The organism is Neorhizobium sp. PAMB6716 (genome assembly GCF_058242805.1).
Genome location: NZ_JBZAYW010000002.1, coordinates 400,596 through 418,988 on the forward strand (window position 1 = coordinate 400,596; position 18,393 = coordinate 418,988).

Genomic DNA, 18,393 nt, shown 5'->3' on the forward strand with positions numbered 1-18,393 from the left:
TCCTCCCCGCTGGTCGTTAACGCGACGCCAGCTCCATTATTTTCACTTGGTCGGCTTCCGCCCGGTCTAAAATCCCCGTGACCCGGCCCTCATGCAGCACGACGATGCGGTCGCTCATCCCAAGCACTTCGGGCATTTCCGATGAGATCATGATGATCGCCACACCCTGGCCTGCGAGCTGTGAGATCAGGCGATGTATTTCCGCCTTGGCACCTACATCGATGCCGCGGGTCGGTTCATCCAGGATCAGGATCTTTGGATTGGTCATCAGCCACCGACAGATTAAAACCTTCTGCTGGTTGCCGCCGGAGAGATTGATGATCGGCTCGTTCATATCCGGCGTGCGCACTCGCAGCCTGTTGGCCATCTCGGCCGCCGCTTTGTTGAGCTTCTCCTGCTGGACGAAACCGAGATTGACGTAGCGCTGCTGAAGGACGGCCATCTGGCTGTTTTCCTGGATGTCGAGCAACAGGAAGCAGCCGGTTTCCTTGCGGTCTTCCGTCAGGAAAGCCATGCCATGAGCCATCGCGATGGATGGCGACGAGACGTCTACTCGCTTCCCGAACAGCTCGATTGTCCCCGCATCGGCGGGCGTGACGCCAAAGACGGTTTCCGCTACATTCGAGCGGCCCGAACCCACAAGTCCCGCAAAGCCAAGAATTTCGCCCGCGCGGAGGTCAAAAGACACGTCACGGAAGACGCCGTTTAGCGTCAGGCCTTTCGCCGACAAGACAACATCCCCGATCTGGGCGGGCTCCTTCGGGAACATCTGGTTGATTTCGCGCCCCACCATCATCCGGATGATGTCGTCGCGCGTCACGTCAGCGGAATTGCAGGTCGCAATGTATTTGCCGTCACGAAAAACGGAGAACTCGTCGGCGATCTCGAAGAGTTCGTTCATCTTGTGCGTGATGTAGATGATACCCTTTCCGTCCTCGCGCAGCGATCGAATGATCCGGAAGAGGTGGTTGACCTCCGTTTCCGCAAGGGCGGAGGTGGGTTCGTCCATGATCAGGACGTCGGAATTGAAAGAGACAGCCTTGGCGATTTCGACCATCTGGCGATTGGCAACGCTAAGCTTGCCGACCGTGATCTCCGGGTCGATGTCGATGCCAAGGCGCTTGAACAGCGCTTCTGTGCGTCGATTCATTTCAGCATGGTTGACCAGCCTGAGACGTCCAAGAGGTTCGCGTCCGATCCAGATGTTTTCCGACACTGTCATCGGTGCCATCAGGTTCAGTTCCTGATGGATCATCGCAATTCCGTTTTGCAGCGCATCGAGCGGATTATTGAGACGGATATCTACTCCGCGCAATTTGAAGGAGCCGCTGTCGGGCGTATAAATGCCAGCAAGGATCTTCATCAGCGTCGATTTGCCGGCACCGTTCTCTCCCATCAGGGCGTGTACGGTTCCGCGCTTCAGCTTCAGTTGGACGTTGTCGAGCGCAACTACGCCCGGAAATTCCTTGCGAACATCTTCGACTTCAAGAAGGTATTCGCTGCCCGGCACAGCGCCGCTCCTGCGCACGGCCTCCATCGTCTGTGGACTGATAACGCGTTCAGCCGACATGGTACTCCTCCTCCCCAGAGTGGTCCGCCGCTCAGCCTTAGGAGCAGCGGACCGGCCTGTCTTTTGTCAGTTCTTGGTTGTGAACTTGTCGATGTTTGCTGGCGTCACAAGCTGGAACGGGATCCACACCTTGGCATCGACCTTATCGCCCTTGGCAAGCTTAACGGCTGCGGCCACCGCCCCGGAGCCTTGACCAAAGGCATCCTGAAAGACCGTCACATCCAGATCGCCTGCCTTCATGTAGGCAAGCGCTTCCTGCGTGGCGTCGATGCCGGCCACGACCACATCCTTCATGTCCCAACCTGCTGACTTCATCGCATTGATGGCGCCGATCGCCATGTTGTCATTGTTGGCGATAACCGCTGCTGGCTTGTGACCGGCAGCAATCCAGTTCGTCATCAGGTCCTGCGCTTTGACCGGATCCCAGGCGGCAGTCTGCTCGTCAAGGATCTTAATGCCTTTACAGTCTGGCGTGGCGATCACATCGTGAATGTCCTTGGTGCGCTGGATAGCGGCCTGGTTTGCCAGGTCGCCGACCATGACAAGAACATCGCCCTTGCCGCCGAGAATGCGACACACTTCTTTCGTCTGCAAGGTGCCGGACTGAACCTCGTCGGATGCGACGAACGCGCCTTTCGGGCCGAGCTTTTCGACATCTGCCGGCATGCGGTTCACGTAGACAATCGGGATGCCTGCATCATTGGCAAGCTTGGTCATTGGTGCCGTCGCCGTTGTATCGACTGCATTGACGATGATCGCATCGACCTTGGAGGCGATGAAGTTCTGGATCTGCGAAAGCTGTTTCTGGACATCGTCGTCGGCAATCTCGATCTGAACCGGCTGCTTCGCATCGCCAGCAGATTTTTCAATGCCCTTGCGCAGCACGGTTAGGAAGGTGTCGGAGTTCGCCATGGAAACACCGATGTTGCCCGCATAGGCGCTTGAAGCCATCAAAAGACCGAGCATTGCGCCCGCCAAAATTTTCTTCATCTCTTCCTCCTCTAAAAGGGTGCCCGGCGAACACCCTGAATTGGCCGGTCGCCTCCTCCCAGAAGGCAATCTTATTAGCTGAGCCCGGCATTATGCTGGCCCATCCGAGGCATCAGATTCCGGCGAGCACTACATCCATGCTGGCCCGGATCAGTGTTTGCGGATCGCTCGAACTATGGACGGAGGCCGCGAACGGCTCGAATGAGAACGGCCCTGTGTAGCCGGCAGCGAGGAGAGCCTTGATCTGCCCCGCATTGTCCAGACGGTCGTGCTGTGTCACCATCACCCGGTGCGGGTCGCGCATGTCATCAACACTGACCTGGGCATCATCGACGCCAGAGATATGGACGAGACCTGTCATTGTAGCAAAGAGATCAGATTCACCGGCCAGCACATGGTGGAAGGTGTCATGGACCAGCTTGAAGCGCTCTTCCCCATTGATGGCCTGGATTGCTTCGATCGCTTCCTTCTTGGAGCGCAACGAACAGATCTGGAAACCCAGCGGTTCGACTAGGCCAATAATCCCGGCCTTTTCGAGGATCGGCTGCAGCCCCTCGAGCGCCAGACGAAGATTGCCCTGACGTTCACCTTCCAGCTTGCCGGAACCGTCATTGACGGGCACCAGCACAAGGGCCTTTGCACCGCAGGCGGCAGCGTATTCCGCCAGATTGCGCGCTTCGTCTTCACGCGCCGGTGTCCATTCATTGAAGCGCTGAAGCGCATTGATCGAAATGATCTCCACGCCCTCGACGGCGGCCAGTTCGCGCACTGCCTCAGGCTTCGTACCGTCAAGGATGGCGTTTCCGGACAGATCGTTGCGGATCTCGAATTGCTGAATGCCGAGCATCTTGCCCAGCTTGAAAAAAGCGCCAAGCGGCATCTGTGGCGCAACCATGTGGTTGAGCGCGAAAGTAGGCGCAGTCATGAAAATCTCCCGAAACCTCTGGCGAGCCGACAGTTCCTCCCCGGCTTGCTAAATCGAAATCATCAGGTTTCAGGACGTTCGTCAAAGCAGAATTGCGCCACTTATCTTTCATTTGTGATAGAATTTATACATTCAAATGATGTAATCATATCTTTTCTTCAGATGTTTTCCGGCACATGCATCTCCAACGGAAGAAATGTCTGACCTGGTGCTGTTGCCGGACCGCTATCAACCGCTTCCACCATCAACCGGACCAGTTCCCGGCACAGATTTGCAAGGGGCGTTGCAATGGCCAGCGTGACGATCTCATCTGCAAGAGCCGTTCGCGAAATCGGCGTCAGTTCGTTAACGACTACGATATGCTTGCCGCCGAACTTTTCCTCCCGGATTGCGGAAATTGCACCTTCCATGCCACCGCCTGCCACATAAAATCCAATCAGGTCCGGGTGCCGCAGCAGCAGATCAACCGTTGCCTCGTGAGTGAGTTCCACCGTCTCAAGGTTGACGAGCGTGTCCAGAACTTCGAAATCGGGAGCATGCTCTCGGAAATATGAGCGAAAGCCAATTTCTCGCAATTCATGTCCATGAAAGCGGTGACTTCCTACAAAAACCGCGACCTTTCCCGGCTTCTTCGCGGTTTTCGCGATCATCCAGGCCGCTGTACGACCGGCCTTGCGGTTATTGAGGCCCACATAACCTTCCCGTATGCCAGGCGCAAAATCCGACAGCATTGAGAAGACCGGCACTCCCTTGGCCTTCAACTCTTCCGCAACGACGGACAAAGCGGGATAGTCTGGTGCTGTCATGGCAACAGCCTGATTCCGTCCGCCGATCTCGCGCAACTTGTCGGAAAGAGCCGACGGTGTCTGCGTAGTACAGAAGTCGATCTGTGCATTGCCGCGAATGCCGGGATGGTTCTGGACCGCAGTTTCAATTTCCCGCGCGAATGCCTGATAAAAATGATGGTCCGGTTTCTGCAGAACAAAGCCCAGTCTGTATTGCGGCAGCCCCTCGAAAACACGCTGCCTGAGAAGCCCTACAGCGTGGTAGCCAATTTCGTTTGCTGCATCATAGACGCGCCTTGCCGTATCTTCCCGCACTTTGTGCCGTCCATTCAGGACGCGGTCGACAGTTGCCACGCTGACATTGGCTGCCTTGGCGAGGTCGGTAATTGTGGGACGCGCGGCCATGGCTTCTCCTGTTGAGAGTATTCAATCACCAATGAAGTTAAATATGATGTGAAATGATAGAATATATCAAGGCCCTATTGAGCAGATTGAAATCCACGATATTCCTTCTTGTATCCATCAAGAGGATTGGTCCGGCCTGACCCGGACAGGCAGGAGGGTATCGTGGCGCGGGTAGCGAGCAAGAGAGATTACAGTCTATTGGGACGGGATGCCCAGGCGGCCGTCGCCAACGGCCTGTCGGCGGCGAAGTGGTATCACTCCGATGTTCCGCGCAAGCAGATGAAGGAACTGATGAAGCGGGAGGATGGTCCGGCCATTCGCGATACGATCATTTGGCTGGGGTCGATGATCGTGTTTGCGGGCTTTGGCGCCTACTTCTGGGGCAGTCTGTGGGCGATCCCGTTTTTTCTCGCCTATGGCGTGCTTTACGGTTCAGCCTCTGACAGCCGCTGGCATGAATGCAGTCACGGCACGGCGTTCAAGACCATGTGGATGAACACGGTGGTCTATCAGATCGCCTGCTTCATGATCATGCGCAATCCCGTCACCTGGCGCTGGAGCCACACCCGCCACCACACCGATACGGTCATTGTCGGCCGCGATCCGGAAATTGCCGTGATGCGTCCGCCGGATCTGCTGCGTCTCGTTCTGAACTTCTTTGGCCTGCTTGATGCATGGCATGCGCTGGTCGACATGGTGCGCAATGCCTTTGGCGTCATCAGCGCCGAGGAGAAGACTTTTGTTCCCGAGACGGAGCAGCCCAAGGCAATCTTCGCGGCGCGGGTATGGCTTGCGATCTATGTCGCGACGGTCTTGCTTGCGTTTTACCTCGGTTCAATCCTGCCGCTGATGCTGGTCGGCCTGCCTCGTCTTTACGGCGCCTGGCACCATGTGATGACCGGCCTGCTGCAGCATGGTGGTCTGGCGGACAACGTCATCGATCACCGCCTCAACAGCCGCACCGTTTACATGAACCCGATCAGCCGGTTCATCTACTGGAACATGAACTATCACGTCGAGCACCACATGTTCCCGATGGTGCCCTATCATGCGCTTCCGAAACTGCACGCCATGATCAAGGACGATCTGCCGGAGCCCAATCCGTCGATCCTTCACGGCTATCGCGAGATGATCCCAGCCTTTCTGCGCCAGCTCCGCAATGAGGACTACTTTCTCAAGCGCGAACTGCCTGCGACGGCAAAGCCCTACCGCGAAGACTTCCATAGCGAAGCAATGGCACCGGCGGCGGAGTAACGCCGGTTGCCGAGACAACAATGAATTTGGGGAGGAGAACCCGATGAGCACCTGGATCGACGTCTGCGAAAAGGACGAGATCGACGAAGAGGATGTTATCCGCTTCGATCATGACGGCAAGAGCTTCGCTATCTATCGGAGCCCGGAGAATAGCTACTACGCGACTGCTGGCCACTGCACCCATGAGAACGTGCATCTGGCAGACGGTCTTGTCATGGACGACATTATCGAATGTCCAAAGCACAACGGCCGCTTCAACTACAAAACGGGCGAGGCCAAGGGTGCTCCTGTTTGCATCAACCTGAAGACCTATCCGGTTAAGGTCGAAGGCGGCCGCGTTTTCATCCAGGTCGGCTGAGATGAGCATCTCTGGCATGGTCATCGTCGGTGCTGGCGAGGCGGGAGTGCGCGCATCCTTCGCATTGCGAGAGCAGGGCTATACAGGCACCGTCACCCTCATCGGTGACGAGCCTCATCTGCCATATGAACGGCCGCCTCTATCCAAGGCAGGTGCTGAGGCCGAGACTGTCCGGGTGATTGCCGCCGAAGCTCGCTTCGCCGAGGCTGGCGTAACCCATCTTCGAGGCCGGCGTGTCCAATCCATCGACACTGTCGGTCACATGATTGTGGTGGATGGCGAAGATCCGCTTTCTTATGAACGGCTGCTGCTGGCAACAGGTGCATCGCCTCGTCAGGTTCCCGGCCTTCAATACGGTGAACGCGTCCACTTGCTCAGAACCGTTGAGCAGGCCGCAGCGATCCGCCAGGTCATGCGAGAAGGCCAGCACCTTGCCATTCTCGGCGGCGGCTTCATCGGCCTGGAGCTCGCGGCCATGGGGCGCAAGCTCGGGGCTGCCGTCACACTGATCGAGGTGCAGCCGCGGGTCTTGATGCGCGGGGTTCCGGAGCAGTTGGCGCTCACGCTTCAGGCGCGACATCAGCGCGAAGGGGTCAGCATCATCTGCGGCGTGGGGATCGAGGTAATTGCCGAGAGGGACACGTCGGTCAGTATCGCGCTCGCCGATGGTCGCCGGATCGACGCGGATGCTCTGGTTGTGGGCATCGGCGCTGAACCCAACACCGCGCTTGCGGCAGAGGCGGGTCTGGCGCTCGAAAACGGGATTGCTCTCGATGGCTATCTTCAGACAAGCGATCCTGACATTTTCGCCGCTGGCGACTGCTGTTCCTATCCGGTTGCAGTCTATGGAGGGCGGCGGGTGCGGCTCGAATCCTGGCGCAACGCCCAGGAACAGGGCAATGTCGCGGCCGCCAACATGCTGGGCAAGGCACAAGCCTTCGATGCGGTTCCCTGGTTCTGGTCCGATCAATACGACCAGACGCTGCAGGTGGCCGGACTGTCGGATGGCGCGACCTCTATCGTCTCACGCCCGATATCCAGCGAGGCCGATATCCTCTTCCATCTTGATCCCGACGGACGCCTCCTGGCCGCGAGCGGGCTTGGCCCCGGCGGCGCGGTCGCACGCGACATTCGCCTTGCGGAAATGCTGATTGCACGGCGGGCGCATCCGGATCCTGCAGCGCTTGCTGACCCCTCCGTCAAACTGAAATCTCTTTTGTAGGCGCAAGGCGCCAGAGGAAGATCCGATGAAATCCAATCGTCCCACCGTCGCCGACATTCTGGCGCTCAAGGGCAAGCGACAACTGAGCATGCTGCGTGTCGCCACGCTTGAGGAGGCAGAAGCCGCCGAGATGGCCGGCATTGAAATGGTCTCCGTCCCCCCGGCCTTGCTCGGCCCCGCCTTCCGCGAAGCGGCGCCCACAGTCTTTGCCGTCCCCGGCCTGGAATATGGTGACTTCGTCACCGCGGAAGAGTATCTCCGGGCCGCCTTCCAGGCGATACGGGCAGGTGGCGATGCCGTTTATTGCGCGGCCAGTCTCGGCATCATTCGCAGGCTGCGCGACGAAGGGATTCCGGTCTGCAGCCATGTCGGTCTCATCCCTTCCAAGGCCACATGGACCGGCGGCTTCAGGGCCGTCGGCAAGACGGCCGACAGCGCACTGTCCATCTGGATGGCGGTGCAAGCACTGGAAGAAGCTGGTGCTTTCGCCGCAGAGATCGAAGTTGTCCCCGCTGAGGTCGCCGCACTCATCAGCGCGAAGACCTCACTCTTCATGATCTCGATGGGCGCGGGCGCCGGCTGTGACGCGCAGTACCTCTTTGCTGACGACGTGCTCGGTCAGACCCGTGGCCACGTTCCCCGCCACGCCAAGACCTACCGCAACTTCGCTGCCGAGTATGACCGCCTCCAGCAAGAGCGGATCGCCGCCTTCCGGGAATTCCGCCAGGAAGTCGAAAGCGGCGCATATCCGGCGGATCGACACAATGTCGGTGTGCCAGCGGACGAGCTTGCCCGCTTCACAACCATGATCAACGGCTGATTGAGTCGATAGGAGGCAAGAAGATGACAGTGAATTTCGCCCTACTCGGCGCGGGCCGGATCGGCCGCGTCCACGCCAAGGCGGTGAGTAGCAATCCCGATGCGAAGCTGGTCGCAGTCGCCGATGCATTTCCGGCGGCCGCCCAATCGATTGCCGCTCAATACGGTGCTGAGGTTCGTACAATCGATGACATTGAAGCAGCCCTCGACATTCATGCTGTCATCATCTGCACACCGACAGATACCCATGCCGACCTGATCGAGCGCTTTGCTCGGGCGGGCAAAGCGATCTTCTGTGAGAAGCCCGTCGATCTCGACGTTGTCAGGGTCAAGGCCTGCATCGACGTGGTAAAGCAGACGAAAGACAAGCTGATGGTCGGCTTCAACCGACGCTTCGACCCGCATTTCATGGCGGTCAAGCAGGCGATCGACGATGGCCGCATCGGCAAGGTGGAGATGATCACGATCACCTCGCGCGATCCCGGTCCGCCGCCGCTCGATTACATCTCCCGCTCCGGCGGGATCTTCCGCGACATGACGATCCACGATTTCGACATGGCGCGGTTCCTGTTGGACGGCGAAGCGATCTCGTCCGTTTCCGCCCACGCCGCGGTCCTCGTCGATCCAGAGATAGGGACCGCCGGCGACTTTGACAGCGTGACCGTCATCCTAGAAACGGCAACGGGTCGCCAGGCGGTGATCTCCAATTCCCGTCGCGCCACTTACGGCTATGACCAGCGCATCGAAGTCCATGGCTCGAAAGGCTCGGCCTCTGCCGAAAACCAACGGCCCGTTTCAATCGAGGTCGCTACGGCCGAGGGCTACACTCGCCCGCCGCTACATGACTTCTTTATGACCAGATATACCGAAGCCTATGCCAACGAAATCGCTAGTTTCATTGCAGCGATTGAAAGCGGTGTTCCTATCTCGCCCAGTGGCGAAGATGGCCTGCTTGCTCTGGAATTGGCAGATGCAGCGCTTGAGAGTGTCCGCACAGGTCGACGGGTCATCCTAGCTTAGCATCTTCCGTGGCGCGCGCTCGATCGTGGCCCTGCTTCTGCGGGGCCGCACATTCAAATTCGGGATGTCCGCTCGCTTTCACCCTGCACTAAATGCGGACTGTTAGCTTCGGTCCCCTTCCGAACATTCCAACTACACCAGATGCTTGATCTGCCTCGTTTATCTGCCAGCATGCATCCGACGTGGTGACGGGTCGGCGGTTCGAACCCTCTCAAGAGCACGATGCTGGCAACGCGATGAGCCACTCGCGGCCCGCACGCAATGACCGCTTTGCGCCGTCATGCACGAACCCGCTACGCGGGAGGGCGTGCGCGGCGAGTTTCGCATGATTATCTGAGGTTCTAGGCAGGCTGTTGGTGTTGCCTGACCATGACGTTCCCTTTAACGAGAGGAACGTTCAATGGCCAGCTTTCAACACGATGCCCCGACCACACCGCTCCGCCAGCGCATGCAGGAAGACATGCTGATGCGAGGGTTGGGATCCCACACTCGGCAGGACTACATCCGTCACGTTCGGCGCTTCGCTACGTTTCTTGGGCGCGCCCCGGACACCGCGACGGTCGAGGACATACGACGTTTCCAGTTGCATCAGCATGAGAACGGCGTAGGTCCTGCGACGATCAACAGCACGGTTTCGGCGCTACGCTTTCTGTTCACGGTGACGCTGAAGCGGCGGGATCTGGCCCGGGCGCTGGTGATAACGCGCAATCCGCGCAAGCTACCGGACGTGCTCAGTATTGAGGAAGCTGCCCGCTTACTGGAGGCGGCACCTGGCATCAAATACAAGGCCGCCCTCGGTGTGGCCTATGGTGCGGGCTTGCGCGTCTCCGAGGTCGCCCATCTCAAGGTCGATGACATCGACTCCAAACGCATGCTGATCCGGGTTGAACAAGGCAAGGGACGCAAGGATCGCAATGCCATGCTGTCTCCGCAGCTCCTCGAACTGCTGCGGCTTTGGTGGCGTGAAGGAAAGCGGCGCGGTGTGATGCTGCCTCACGGCTGGCTGTTTCCGGGGCGTAGCCGCACCGATCCGATCTCGTCGCGGCAACTTCATCGCGCGGTTCAGGAAGCTGCCGATGTTGCCGGCATCCACAAGCGCGTCAGCCCGCATACCTTGAGGCACAGCTTTGCCACCCATCTTCTGGAGGATGGCACCGATATCCGTGTCATCCAGGTTCTGCTCGGTCATAGCAAGCTGGAGACGACGGCTCTCTATGCGAAGGTCTCCACCCGAACCATTCATGCGGCCGCCGGACCTCTTGATCGGTTGATGGCGCTGATGGAAGGCAAAATGGACTTGCCTCGGAAAAGTGGAGAGGTTTTCTTGAGTTGAAAGGAAACCGGAATGCCGAAGCAGAAGAATTTTACGAAGGAATTTGAGACCGAAGCGGTGCGGCTGGCGCAGACGAGCGGGCGGACTCAGCGTGAGATCGCACAGGACCTGGGCGTCGGCCTATCGACGCTGGTGCGCTGGATTGGCCGTAGCCGTGATCGGGCGATGGATGCGCCGGCGGTATCCGCTGCCACCGAGGACATGGCGGCCGAGTTGAAACGGTTGCGCAGGGAGAACGAAATCCTTCGGCAGGAACGTGAGATACTGAAGCGTGCCGCGACTTTTTTCGCCAAGGAGGGAAGTCGATGAAGTTCCGTTTCATCGACGAGGCGAAAGATGAATTCCCCGCACACCGCCTCTGCAAAGTTTTGGGCGTCAGCCAGAGTGACTATTTCGCTTGGAAAGACCGGCCAGCAAGTCGTCGGCAGCGCGAGGACATGGTGATGCTCGCGCATCTGCGCTCGGCCTATGCGCTGTCTCACGAGACCTATGGCAGCCCACGCATGACGCGGGAATTGCAGGACAGTGGCTTTGCCATTGGTCGGAGGCGCACAGCACGGCTGATGCGAGACAATGGCCTGCATGCCCGGCAGAAGCGTCGGTTCAAGCGCACGACCGACAGCCAGCATGCTTTCCCGATTGCACCCAACATCATCGATCAGGACTTCGCCGCAATCGGCCCCAATCAGAAATGGGGTGTTGATATTTCCTACGGTGCGCCTCGCCCCAATCGGGGAGGCATATGACTGGAATGCAAAGAGAAAGGAGGATTTGAAGACTTGCCTGCCCCCTGCTGCGAGGGGGCATGAGCCCACGCGGCGGTGACCTGCTGTCAACTGGTAGGGTGACGGAGCCCGCAGGTAAAGGGGATTGAGGCGAAGCCGTTACGCCAAGATGGTTCCCGAGGCTGAAGTATTGGAAGGTTGAGGAACACGAACCGGTTAACCCCCATCTGAGGGCTGAAATGTCGCCTCCGCCTACACGGCTTAACAGGCGGAATGCTGATGAAGCTGCCGGACACGTAAGTCGGCGGCATCCGAATACGGTCGTATATGTAGGTCGCCCGTATGGGGTGTCAATCGGCGTCGTAACGGGACCCCTTATCGGCTCCCAAAATTGGCTCTGACTCACTTTTGATGAATTCTGTGCGTCGGCTGGCGTTGGTTTTGCAAAAGGAATCAGCGCCATGGTTCATTCGCTTCGCCCCTCCGCACTCGTGCCCCGAGGCTTTGTCATCGATGAGACAGCTTCTGCTGGCGACGCGATCATACTCACTGTCCGTTCGACAGATATATCCAGCGGTTGTCCAGGCTGCGGAACAAGATCGGAGCGGATACACAGTCGTTATCATCGACGCCTGACGGATCTGCCCATCGCGGGAAGTCTGTGCGATTGGTTATTGCCGCGCGCCGGTTCTACTGCGACGCGGTGCTTTGCGGCCGAAGGATTTTTACCGAGCGCTTCGAGACAGATGTCCTGGCGCCGTGGGCGCGGCGTACGGCGCGGCTTGATCATATCGTCCATCATCTCGGGCTTGCTTTGGGTGGGCGACCGGCGGCGGCTTTCGCCCGCAGACTAATGGTGCCGGTCAGCAACGACACCTTGTTGCGCGTCGTCCGACGGCGCGGCACGCCGCGTTTCGTCCCGCCGACGGTGATCGGCATCGACGATTGGGCGTGGCGGCGCAACCAGCGTTACGGGACGATCATCTGCGATCTCGAACGGCATAAAACCATTGCACTTCTGCCGGACCGAGAGCCGGCAACCGCTCAGGCCTTGCTTTCGGATCAGCAACAGATCAGTATTGTCGCCCGCGACCGCGGTGGCGCCTACGCCCTTGCTGCAGCAAAGGCACTGCCTGAGGCAACCCAAGTGGCCGATCGATGGCATTTGATGGAGAACGCCAGTCGGGCATTCCTCGACGCCGTCCGCAAATCCATGCGCCAGGTCAGAACAGCGATCGGGTCCGCAACGATCAATCCGGATCTGCTGACGGCCGCTGAGCGGATCCAATATCAGGGATATCTTCATCGAGAAGATACGAACGCCGTCATTCTGGACTTGGCCAAGTCCGGTGTTTCAATCAAAGAAATCGTTCGTCGCACCGGTCACAGTCGTGGCCTCGTCAGGCGAGTGCTACGCGGTCAGCGATCCGACGTGTTCCGCGTGCGGGAGAACTCGCTTGAAGTTTATCTCCCATGGCTCGATGCTCAATGGAGCGCCGGTCACCGCAATGGCACACAGTTGTGGCGAGAGCTGACGCGCCAGGGGCCATGGCTGCCTTCGCGTCGTAACCGAATGGGCGACGCGTCGACGAAAGGCAGAAAAGATGGATTGCGAGGCGTTGAGCCGTACACCGTCGGCACGGGCTGTCGCACGCCTCATGACCATCGGTCGCGACGATCTCTCCAAGTCTCAGACCGTTACGGTTGCCGCGATTGAAGGCGGCGTGCCGCAACTCGTGGAAGCGCGGGAAGTCGTCGCCGCTTTCCAAGCCATGATCCGCAAGAAATCTCTCGCCGATCTCGAACCATGGCTGGAACGCGCCCGATCAAGCTTGGTCGCGGCCTTCGCCAAGGGTGTCGCCAAAGACTGGGCAGCCGTGAGTGCCGCGATCAGTTCGCCTTGGTCAAATGGACAGACAGAGGGGCAGATTACCCAGCTCAAGTTTGTAAAACGCCAGATGTACGGCCGAGGGAAAATCGACCTCCTTCAGGCCCGCGTCATTGGCGCCGGATAGGCATCTGACCACCAAAACTGCGTCAGAGCCCTTATTCCATGCCTAATCACACGCAAACCGGTCTGCGTGTTCCCCGCATGCGCGAGGATGAACCGCTTTTGCGAATAAGAGGCGAGGACGTGGAGAGGTGTCCCCGCATGCGCGGGGATAAACCGGGTGACCTGTTCACGCAATGCGTGCGCGTTGAGCGTTTTCCACATATGCAGGGTCAAATCTTAGGCGGCGCCTATATGGTTCTGGTGATTTCAATCCCACAGGCACGATAAAGGCGCTGCTGCTAGCCTATCACCAAAGGGGACTGTATCAGTATTGTCATAAAGCACCACGCCAAAGGCGAAACGTTTGCCGGCCGCCTCAGCCAAGGCCTTTAGGCCGGAAAAATCTCCTGCCTTGACCGTGGCGCTTGCTTTGACTTCTATACCGACAAGCATTCCGTCGTCGCGTTCCACAACAATATCCACCTCGTGGCCATCTCTATCCCGGAAGTGATGCGCCGTTGCCCTAATGTCAGATGCTGTCATGAGCTTCTGGACTTCGGAAAATACGAAACTTTCTAAGAGCGCGCCGAAGATCCCGCGGTCGGCCTTCACCCGGTCAAATGTGAGCCCGCGTACGGTTGCTAGCAAGCCTGAGTCGACAAAATGCAGCTTTGGTGTCTTTACCATTCGCTTCAGCGCGTTGGTAAACCAAGGTTGTACGGTTGTTATCAAGAAAACCTGTTCGAGCAACCCCACGTAGCGTTGACCTGTTTTATGACTGACATTGATGCCAGCGCCAAACTGGGAATAATTGACCAACTGGCCGGAATGCTCGGCCAGTAACCGAACGAATTTCGGCAGTTCAGTCAGTTTTTCTACGTCTGCAATATCCCGCAAATCCCTGGTGAGGATGGACGTGAGATAAGATCGAGCCCAATCCTGACGGCGGCGCTCACTCTCTCGGCTAAGGGCTTCCGGAAAACCGCCAAGCAAGACGGTCCTAATCAGATCATCTCCAAGAATCGCGTTTTGCTGGCTTTTCAATTTGCCATCAAACAATCGTTCAAGGAAGCTGGGATGCTGCCCAACAATCTCCGCTCTTGCCAAAGGAAGCATTTGAATGGTTTCCATTCGGCCTGCCAAGCTGTCAGCAAGTTTTGGAAGGGTTAGTACATTCGCCGATCCGGTGAGCAGGAAGCGGCCCGGCCTATAATCTTCATCAATGGACTTCTTGATCGCGAGCAGTAGGTCCGGTGCGCGTTGCACCTCATCGATAATCGCTTGATCAAGGCCTCTAATAAAGCCGATCGGGTCCGTTCTAGCGGCCTCCAGAACCGTTTGATCATCCAGCGTTACATATATGCGCTCGGGATTTCTCATCTTTCTGACGAGGGTTGTTTTGCCTGCCCGGCGGGGTCCAATAATTAAAACAACGGGCGTGTCGGAGAGAGCCTCCTCTGCCCGGCGTTCAACAAATCGTCCAAACATGCCATTCCTCGAATCTTCGCTGATTGGTACTATTGGCTTCGGCTAATTGGAAGTCAACTATCCGCTAATTGGGAGTGGTTGGTTTGAGTCACGAGCCGGGGAGCGGTCTATGATGCCTCATCTCAATCAGTATTAGTCTTTTCGATAGGAGAGTGTGGCTGTGCAATTCTTAAAGTCTAAATCTTGGTCGGGATCGCGCGGCTAAACCATCGGATTCCGGTCCAGCTTGCCCTGATATGCCGGATGCAGGTGCGACACGATCGCGTCGATGAGCGATGGCGGTTTCGATCCTGCGAGCAGCAGCATTTTGCCCGTCTTCATCTCCAAAATCTGATCAACGGTCATGAGTTTTTGTCGTTGCTCGGCCGTGGACGTCTTACGGCTCTCGCCAAACTTCGCGGCTGATTGTTTGGTACGGGTCAACACCGTCTGATCGCCGAGCGCGTTCGCGGCCCAATTTGCGGTTTCGAACTCGGCGCGGCCCAGACCGAAAATGCGGGTTGTGACGCAGGAGCCGAGAATGCTGGCGGTGTCGCCCTTGCCATAGACGCTTTCGATCTGGCCCTTGTCCTGGGTGATGAACAGCGCCTCAATGCCGCAGCCGGCGGCGACGTTGGCGATGTTGATCAGCTTTTCCATGCGGCCGAGACGAACAAACTCGTCCAAGACCAGCAGCACATTCCCTTTCGGCTTCCTGGTTCCTTCAAGACGAACGGCCATGCCGAGAATGATGTTCGTCAGCAGCCGGAGAAATACGGCCTGGGCGTCCACCTGATCGAGCGGCACGACCATGAAGAGGTCAGCGCGGCCCTCGAAAAGGTTTTCGAGCGAGCATGTGGAGGCGCTGAGGAAACTGCGGAGTTCGTCGGAACGCGCCCAATCGAAGGCCTTCTTGATGGTCGTCTTGATTGCGCCGCGCTCATTCTCGCCGGCTGCTAGGAAGGTGGCTGCGGCGGCGGCTGGGCGGGTACCGAAGGTCTCCGGCGCTCCGGCCCATTCCGTCAGCGTCTTTTCAAGGCCGGCGGAAAACAGCAGGTCCATGACGGTGATCAGGTTGCGATCGGCTTCCGCGCGCCTGACCATGACGACCTCGATCACGGCGGCAATCATGGATTTTGCCATTTCGGCGAAGTGTGCGCCGTTTCCGCCTTACGGTCGCACAAGCCCTTCGGCTATGACCTCGATGTCGCGGACCAGGTGCGCTTGCCGGATGTAGTTGAGTGGGTTGAAACTATCCTTCGATGGCTCAATGACGCCGAAAGGATTGAGAACCACGACCTGACGCCCGAGCGATCGGCGATAGCGGCGCGTTACGGCGAAGTTTTCACCCTTGATGTCGAGGACGGCGACCGGCCCGTCATGGTCGATGATGGCGGGAATGACGACGGACACGCCTTTCCCGGCGCGTGTGCCGGCGATGGCGACATGGTGGCCGGCGCGCCATCCGGTTTTCGGATTGGGGCGGTACCCCTGTTCTGCAGGCATCCCGCAAATCCTTCCCCTTCGTGGAGAAGGCGTTCGCCGACATGGGATATTCAGGCGACCGGCCGCAGAATGCGACGCTTGTCGATGTCGAGATCGTCCGCAAGCCAAAGGACCAGGTCGACTTTGCCGTTCATCCAAAGCGCTGGGTCGTCGAGCGTTTCTTCGCCTGGATCAGTCGAAATCGGCGGCTGTGGAAAGACCCGGAGGCGACCATAAAGTCCGCTGAGGCCTTTCTATATGTCGCATCCATCATGACCCTCATCAGGCGGATCGCACGATCAAAATGAATTCTCGGACAGACTCTAAGCGGAGAATTCTGCTTTTGATTTTGAGTTTACGGTTTCAACCTCAAGCAGGGAGGGAAACCAGTCCGGTTGAGATTGCTGTCGGCACGAATGCAATTTACCAACGCGGATCCGGCCACTCGGCATTTTCCCATGCCGCGAACTCTGTTGGAGAGATCAGGTTCTTTTCGCCGTTCTTCAAACGCATAGGGTAGAAGCGTTCATACATCGGATCGAAACTCGAAAGGAGCTGTGCAAAGCTGGCCTTCCTTTGCGCTTTCGTCCATGAGCAAAAGATTGCCCCTCGACTGTCGATCATGTCGAACACTTCAGGTTGTGCCGGATCAAGGCGCTGCCAGAGATCGATAATATGCCCCGCCTGCACACCAAAATCCTCGCGCAACGCATCTTCGATGACGGCCTCCAATGCGTAGGTGATGGATTGCGTTTTGGCCGTATGGCTGAGGAAGGCGAGGGATTGCCTCAGTAGCCTCTGCTGAAGAAGAAGGACGGGCCAGACGATCTGGACACCATATCGGACGCCGATTTCTTCAATATGTTTTGGCGGCTGAATAACCTCGCGCTGCCTTTCAAACGCCTTGCGCACATCGTAGGCCAAGCCAAGAAACGAGCCTTCCTTGTCGATGACAAGCGGCGAGCGGTCATTCACGTCATGGACGACCTCATGCAGCCAAGTCAGGGACGTGTGGTCTCCGATGAGCAGGATGCCGGCGTGGTTTCTGAGCAAGCTGTAGGAGAGCATCCAGGGAAATCCTTTCCATCACATCCAAGGGCCTTATCAGCCCGCCCACGGGTCAAAAATATCTATTCCGAAGCCTTCGAAATCCTTGGTGTTGCGCGTCGCAAGCGTTAGCTGATGAGCGACGGCAGTGGCGGCAATCAGACCGTCCATTGATGCGAGTCCCCGACCACTTCGCTTGGCAAGTGCCATGAGATCGCCCCAGGCCAGGGCGACAGGCCCTTCCACCGGCAAAATCCTGCTTTCGAAGCGTTGAGACAGATCATGCGAGAGCCATTCGTCCAGGGCATCGCGTTTTCGCCCGGTATCCATCAACGCAATGCCGCGACGAATTTCAGCAATCGATACGATGCTGATGAACGTGCGGTCTTCGTCCAACCCGTGAAGCCATCGCAGAACACCTTCGTCTGGGCTAGGTTTTGTAACTTCCGACAGCACACTCGTATCGAGCAGCAGTCTCATAACGACAAGTCACGCGGCTCGTCATGTTGACGTTGAAGATCCAGATCCGCACCGCGCAGAGGCGATGCCAACAGAAATTCCGCAAGCGATCCCCGGCGCCCAGTTTTCTTCTGCCACTCATCTGCAGAAACGACGACCACGCTCGGCTTTCCGTTGCGTGTAATCGTCTGAGGGGCCAATTGCGCGCGCTCCATGACTTCCGAGAGCTTTGCCTTCGCGCCGGCAACCGTCCAGCTCCTATCGTCGTGCGTTGATGTTTTCATCGCTTCACCTATAACCAAAATGACTATAGTGACTATAATGCGTCAGCAGTTTTTCTGCAAGCGCTTGAACGGTAGGGGAGGGGATAGCAATCTGGCGCGTTTATCTGCCAGTTCGCATTTGAAGTAATGGCAGGTCGGCGGTTCGGTTCTGTTCAAGAGCATTTGGGACTTGTTCAGGACTCAATTATTTTTTTCAGAACAAGGCAGAAAGATCCCGCCGTCAATCCACAACTTGGATGATCTCAACTGTAT

The 18,393-nt window shown here is 57.8% G+C and carries 14 protein-coding genes and 4 pseudogenes; 9 read left to right on the plus strand and 9 right to left on the minus strand.

The annotated features are described in order from the left end of the window. Positions 1-16: 16 nt before the first annotated feature. The 4 genes from AC4CWH_RS20440 to AC4CWH_RS20455 all read right to left on the minus strand — a co-directional run bounded on the left by AC4CWH_RS20440 (position 17) and on the right by AC4CWH_RS20455 (position 4,675). Positions 17-1,570, minus strand: coding sequence for a sugar ABC transporter ATP-binding protein (locus tag AC4CWH_RS20440; RefSeq protein WP_491322111.1), 1,554 nt, complete (start codon positions 1,568-1,570; stop codon positions 17-19). A 66-nt stretch (positions 1,571-1,636) separates the two neighbouring features. After that, positions 1,637-2,560: a substrate-binding domain-containing protein gene (locus AC4CWH_RS20445; protein WP_491322112.1), complete on the minus strand. Its 924-nt coding sequence runs from the start codon at positions 2,558-2,560 to the stop codon at positions 1,637-1,639. Positions 2,561-2,672: 112 nt separating this feature from the next. Beyond that, positions 2,673-3,485 (minus strand): TIM barrel protein, encoded by an 813-nt coding sequence (locus AC4CWH_RS20450; RefSeq protein WP_491322113.1) that lies wholly within the window; start codon positions 3,483-3,485, stop codon positions 2,673-2,675. 158 nt (positions 3,486-3,643) lie between these two features. After that, on the minus strand, positions 3,644-4,675 hold the full coding sequence (locus AC4CWH_RS20455) for a LacI family DNA-binding transcriptional regulator (protein WP_491322114.1): 1,032 nt from the start codon (positions 4,673-4,675) through the stop codon (positions 3,644-3,646). 162 nt (positions 4,676-4,837) lie between these two features. Here AC4CWH_RS20455 and AC4CWH_RS20460 point away from each other — a divergent pair, with 162 nt between their 5' ends. From AC4CWH_RS20460 to AC4CWH_RS20495, 8 genes and pseudogenes are all read left to right on the plus strand, one after another. Further along, positions 4,838-5,929, plus strand: coding sequence for a fatty acid desaturase family protein (locus AC4CWH_RS20460; RefSeq protein ID WP_491322115.1), 1,092 nt, complete (start codon positions 4,838-4,840; stop codon positions 5,927-5,929). A gap of 43 nt (positions 5,930-5,972) precedes the next feature. Next, the gene (locus AC4CWH_RS20465) at positions 5,973-6,287 is read left to right on the plus strand and encodes a MocE family 2Fe-2S type ferredoxin (protein WP_491322116.1); all 315 of its coding nucleotides are present in this window, start codon (positions 5,973-5,975) and stop codon (positions 6,285-6,287) included. A 7-nt stretch (positions 6,288-6,294) separates the two neighbouring features. Next, the gene (locus AC4CWH_RS20470; protein WP_491322302.1) at positions 6,295-7,509 is read left to right on the plus strand and encodes an NAD(P)/FAD-dependent oxidoreductase; all 1,215 of its coding nucleotides are present in this window, start codon (positions 6,295-6,297) and stop codon (positions 7,507-7,509) included. A gap of 25 nt (positions 7,510-7,534) precedes the next feature. After that, positions 7,535-8,329: a 3-methyl-2-oxobutanoate hydroxymethyltransferase gene (locus AC4CWH_RS20475; protein ID WP_491322117.1), complete on the plus strand. Its 795-nt coding sequence runs from the start codon at positions 7,535-7,537 to the stop codon at positions 8,327-8,329. Between the two features lie 23 nt (positions 8,330-8,352). After that, a complete protein-coding gene (gene iolG / locus AC4CWH_RS20480; protein ID WP_491322118.1) occupies positions 8,353-9,348 on the plus strand; it encodes an inositol 2-dehydrogenase in 996 nt (331 codons plus the stop codon). A gap of 400 nt (positions 9,349-9,748) precedes the next feature. Then, a complete protein-coding gene (locus AC4CWH_RS20485) occupies positions 9,749-10,681 on the plus strand; it encodes a tyrosine-type recombinase/integrase (protein ID WP_491322119.1) in 933 nt (310 codons plus the stop codon). 12 nt (positions 10,682-10,693) lie between these two features. Continuing rightward, positions 10,694-11,394: pseudogene (locus AC4CWH_RS20490) on the plus strand (IS3 family transposase); the annotation flags it as partial. 473 nt (positions 11,395-11,867) lie between these two features. Next, a pseudogene (locus AC4CWH_RS20495) lies at positions 11,868-13,421 on the plus strand (ISL3 family transposase). A 245-nt stretch (positions 13,422-13,666) separates the two neighbouring features. On the opposite strand, the gene AC4CWH_RS20500 reads toward AC4CWH_RS20495, so the two are convergent. Both AC4CWH_RS20500 and AC4CWH_RS20505 read right to left on the minus strand, forming a co-directional pair. Beyond that, complete coding sequence (locus AC4CWH_RS20500) at positions 13,667-14,887, minus strand: ATP-binding protein (RefSeq protein ID WP_491322120.1); 1,221 nt, start codon at positions 14,885-14,887, stop codon at positions 13,667-13,669. A gap of 201 nt (positions 14,888-15,088) precedes the next feature. Next, positions 15,089-16,372, minus strand: a pseudogene (locus AC4CWH_RS20505) (type IV secretory system conjugative DNA transfer family protein). Here AC4CWH_RS20505 and AC4CWH_RS20510 point away from each other — a divergent pair. Then, positions 16,348-16,659, plus strand: a pseudogene (locus tag AC4CWH_RS20510) (transposase family protein); the annotation flags it as partial. The pseudogenes AC4CWH_RS20505 and AC4CWH_RS20510 sit on opposite strands and share 25 nt — an antisense overlap. A gap of 115 nt (positions 16,660-16,774) precedes the next feature. On the opposite strand, the gene AC4CWH_RS20515 reads toward AC4CWH_RS20510, so the two are convergent. The 3 genes from AC4CWH_RS20515 to AC4CWH_RS20525 are packed head-to-tail and all read right to left on the minus strand — an operon-like array spanning position 16,775 to position 18,141. Beyond that, complete coding sequence (locus AC4CWH_RS20515; protein ID WP_491322121.1) at positions 16,775-17,419, minus strand: DUF6904 family protein; 645 nt, start codon at positions 17,417-17,419, stop codon at positions 16,775-16,777. A 36-nt stretch (positions 17,420-17,455) separates the two neighbouring features. Beyond that, positions 17,456-17,878 carry a type II toxin-antitoxin system VapC family toxin gene (locus AC4CWH_RS20520; RefSeq protein WP_491322122.1) on the minus strand — a complete coding sequence of 141 codons (423 nt, stop codon included), beginning with the start codon at positions 17,876-17,878 and terminating at the stop codon, positions 17,456-17,458. Beyond that, the gene (locus AC4CWH_RS20525) at positions 17,875-18,141 is read right to left on the minus strand and encodes a type II toxin-antitoxin system Phd/YefM family antitoxin (protein WP_491286960.1); all 267 of its coding nucleotides are present in this window, start codon (positions 18,139-18,141) and stop codon (positions 17,875-17,877) included. Before AC4CWH_RS20525 ends, AC4CWH_RS20520 begins: the two co-directional genes overlap by 4 nt. Between the last annotated feature and the right edge of the window lie 252 nt (positions 18,142-18,393).

Excerpts from the sequence above, each read along its gene's own strand:
- AC4CWH_RS20440 (WP_491322111.1), bottom strand. The coding sequence starts at position 1,570 with ATGTCGGCTGAACGCGTTATCAGTCCACAGACGATGGAGGCCGTGCGC.
- AC4CWH_RS20445 (WP_491322112.1), bottom strand. The coding sequence starts at position 2,560 with ATGAAGAAAATTTTGGCGGGCGCAATGCTCGGTCTTTTGATGGCTTCA.
- AC4CWH_RS20450 (WP_491322113.1), bottom strand. The coding sequence starts at position 3,485 with ATGACTGCGCCTACTTTCGCGCTCAACCACATGGTTGCGCCACAGATG.
- AC4CWH_RS20455 (WP_491322114.1), bottom strand. The coding sequence starts at position 4,675 with ATGGCCGCGCGTCCCACAATTACCGACCTCGCCAAGGCAGCCAATGTC.
- AC4CWH_RS20465 (WP_491322116.1), top strand. The coding sequence starts at position 5,973 with ATGAGCACCTGGATCGACGTCTGCGAAAAGGACGAGATCGACGAAGAG.
- AC4CWH_RS20475 (WP_491322117.1), top strand. The coding sequence starts at position 7,535 with ATGAAATCCAATCGTCCCACCGTCGCCGACATTCTGGCGCTCAAGGGC.
- iolG (WP_491322118.1), top strand. The coding sequence starts at position 8,353 with ATGACAGTGAATTTCGCCCTACTCGGCGCGGGCCGGATCGGCCGCGTC.
- AC4CWH_RS20485 (WP_491322119.1), top strand. The coding sequence starts at position 9,749 with ATGGCCAGCTTTCAACACGATGCCCCGACCACACCGCTCCGCCAGCGC.
- AC4CWH_RS20500 (WP_491322120.1), bottom strand. The coding sequence starts at position 14,887 with ATGTTTGGACGATTTGTTGAACGCCGGGCAGAGGAGGCTCTCTCCGAC.
- AC4CWH_RS20515 (WP_491322121.1), bottom strand. The coding sequence starts at position 17,419 with ATGCTCTCCTACAGCTTGCTCAGAAACCACGCCGGCATCCTGCTCATC.
- AC4CWH_RS20520 (WP_491322122.1), bottom strand. The coding sequence starts at position 17,878 with ATGAGACTGCTGCTCGATACGAGTGTGCTGTCGGAAGTTACAAAACCT.
- AC4CWH_RS20525 (WP_491286960.1), bottom strand. The coding sequence starts at position 18,141 with ATGAAAACATCAACGCACGACGATAGGAGCTGGACGGTTGCCGGCGCG.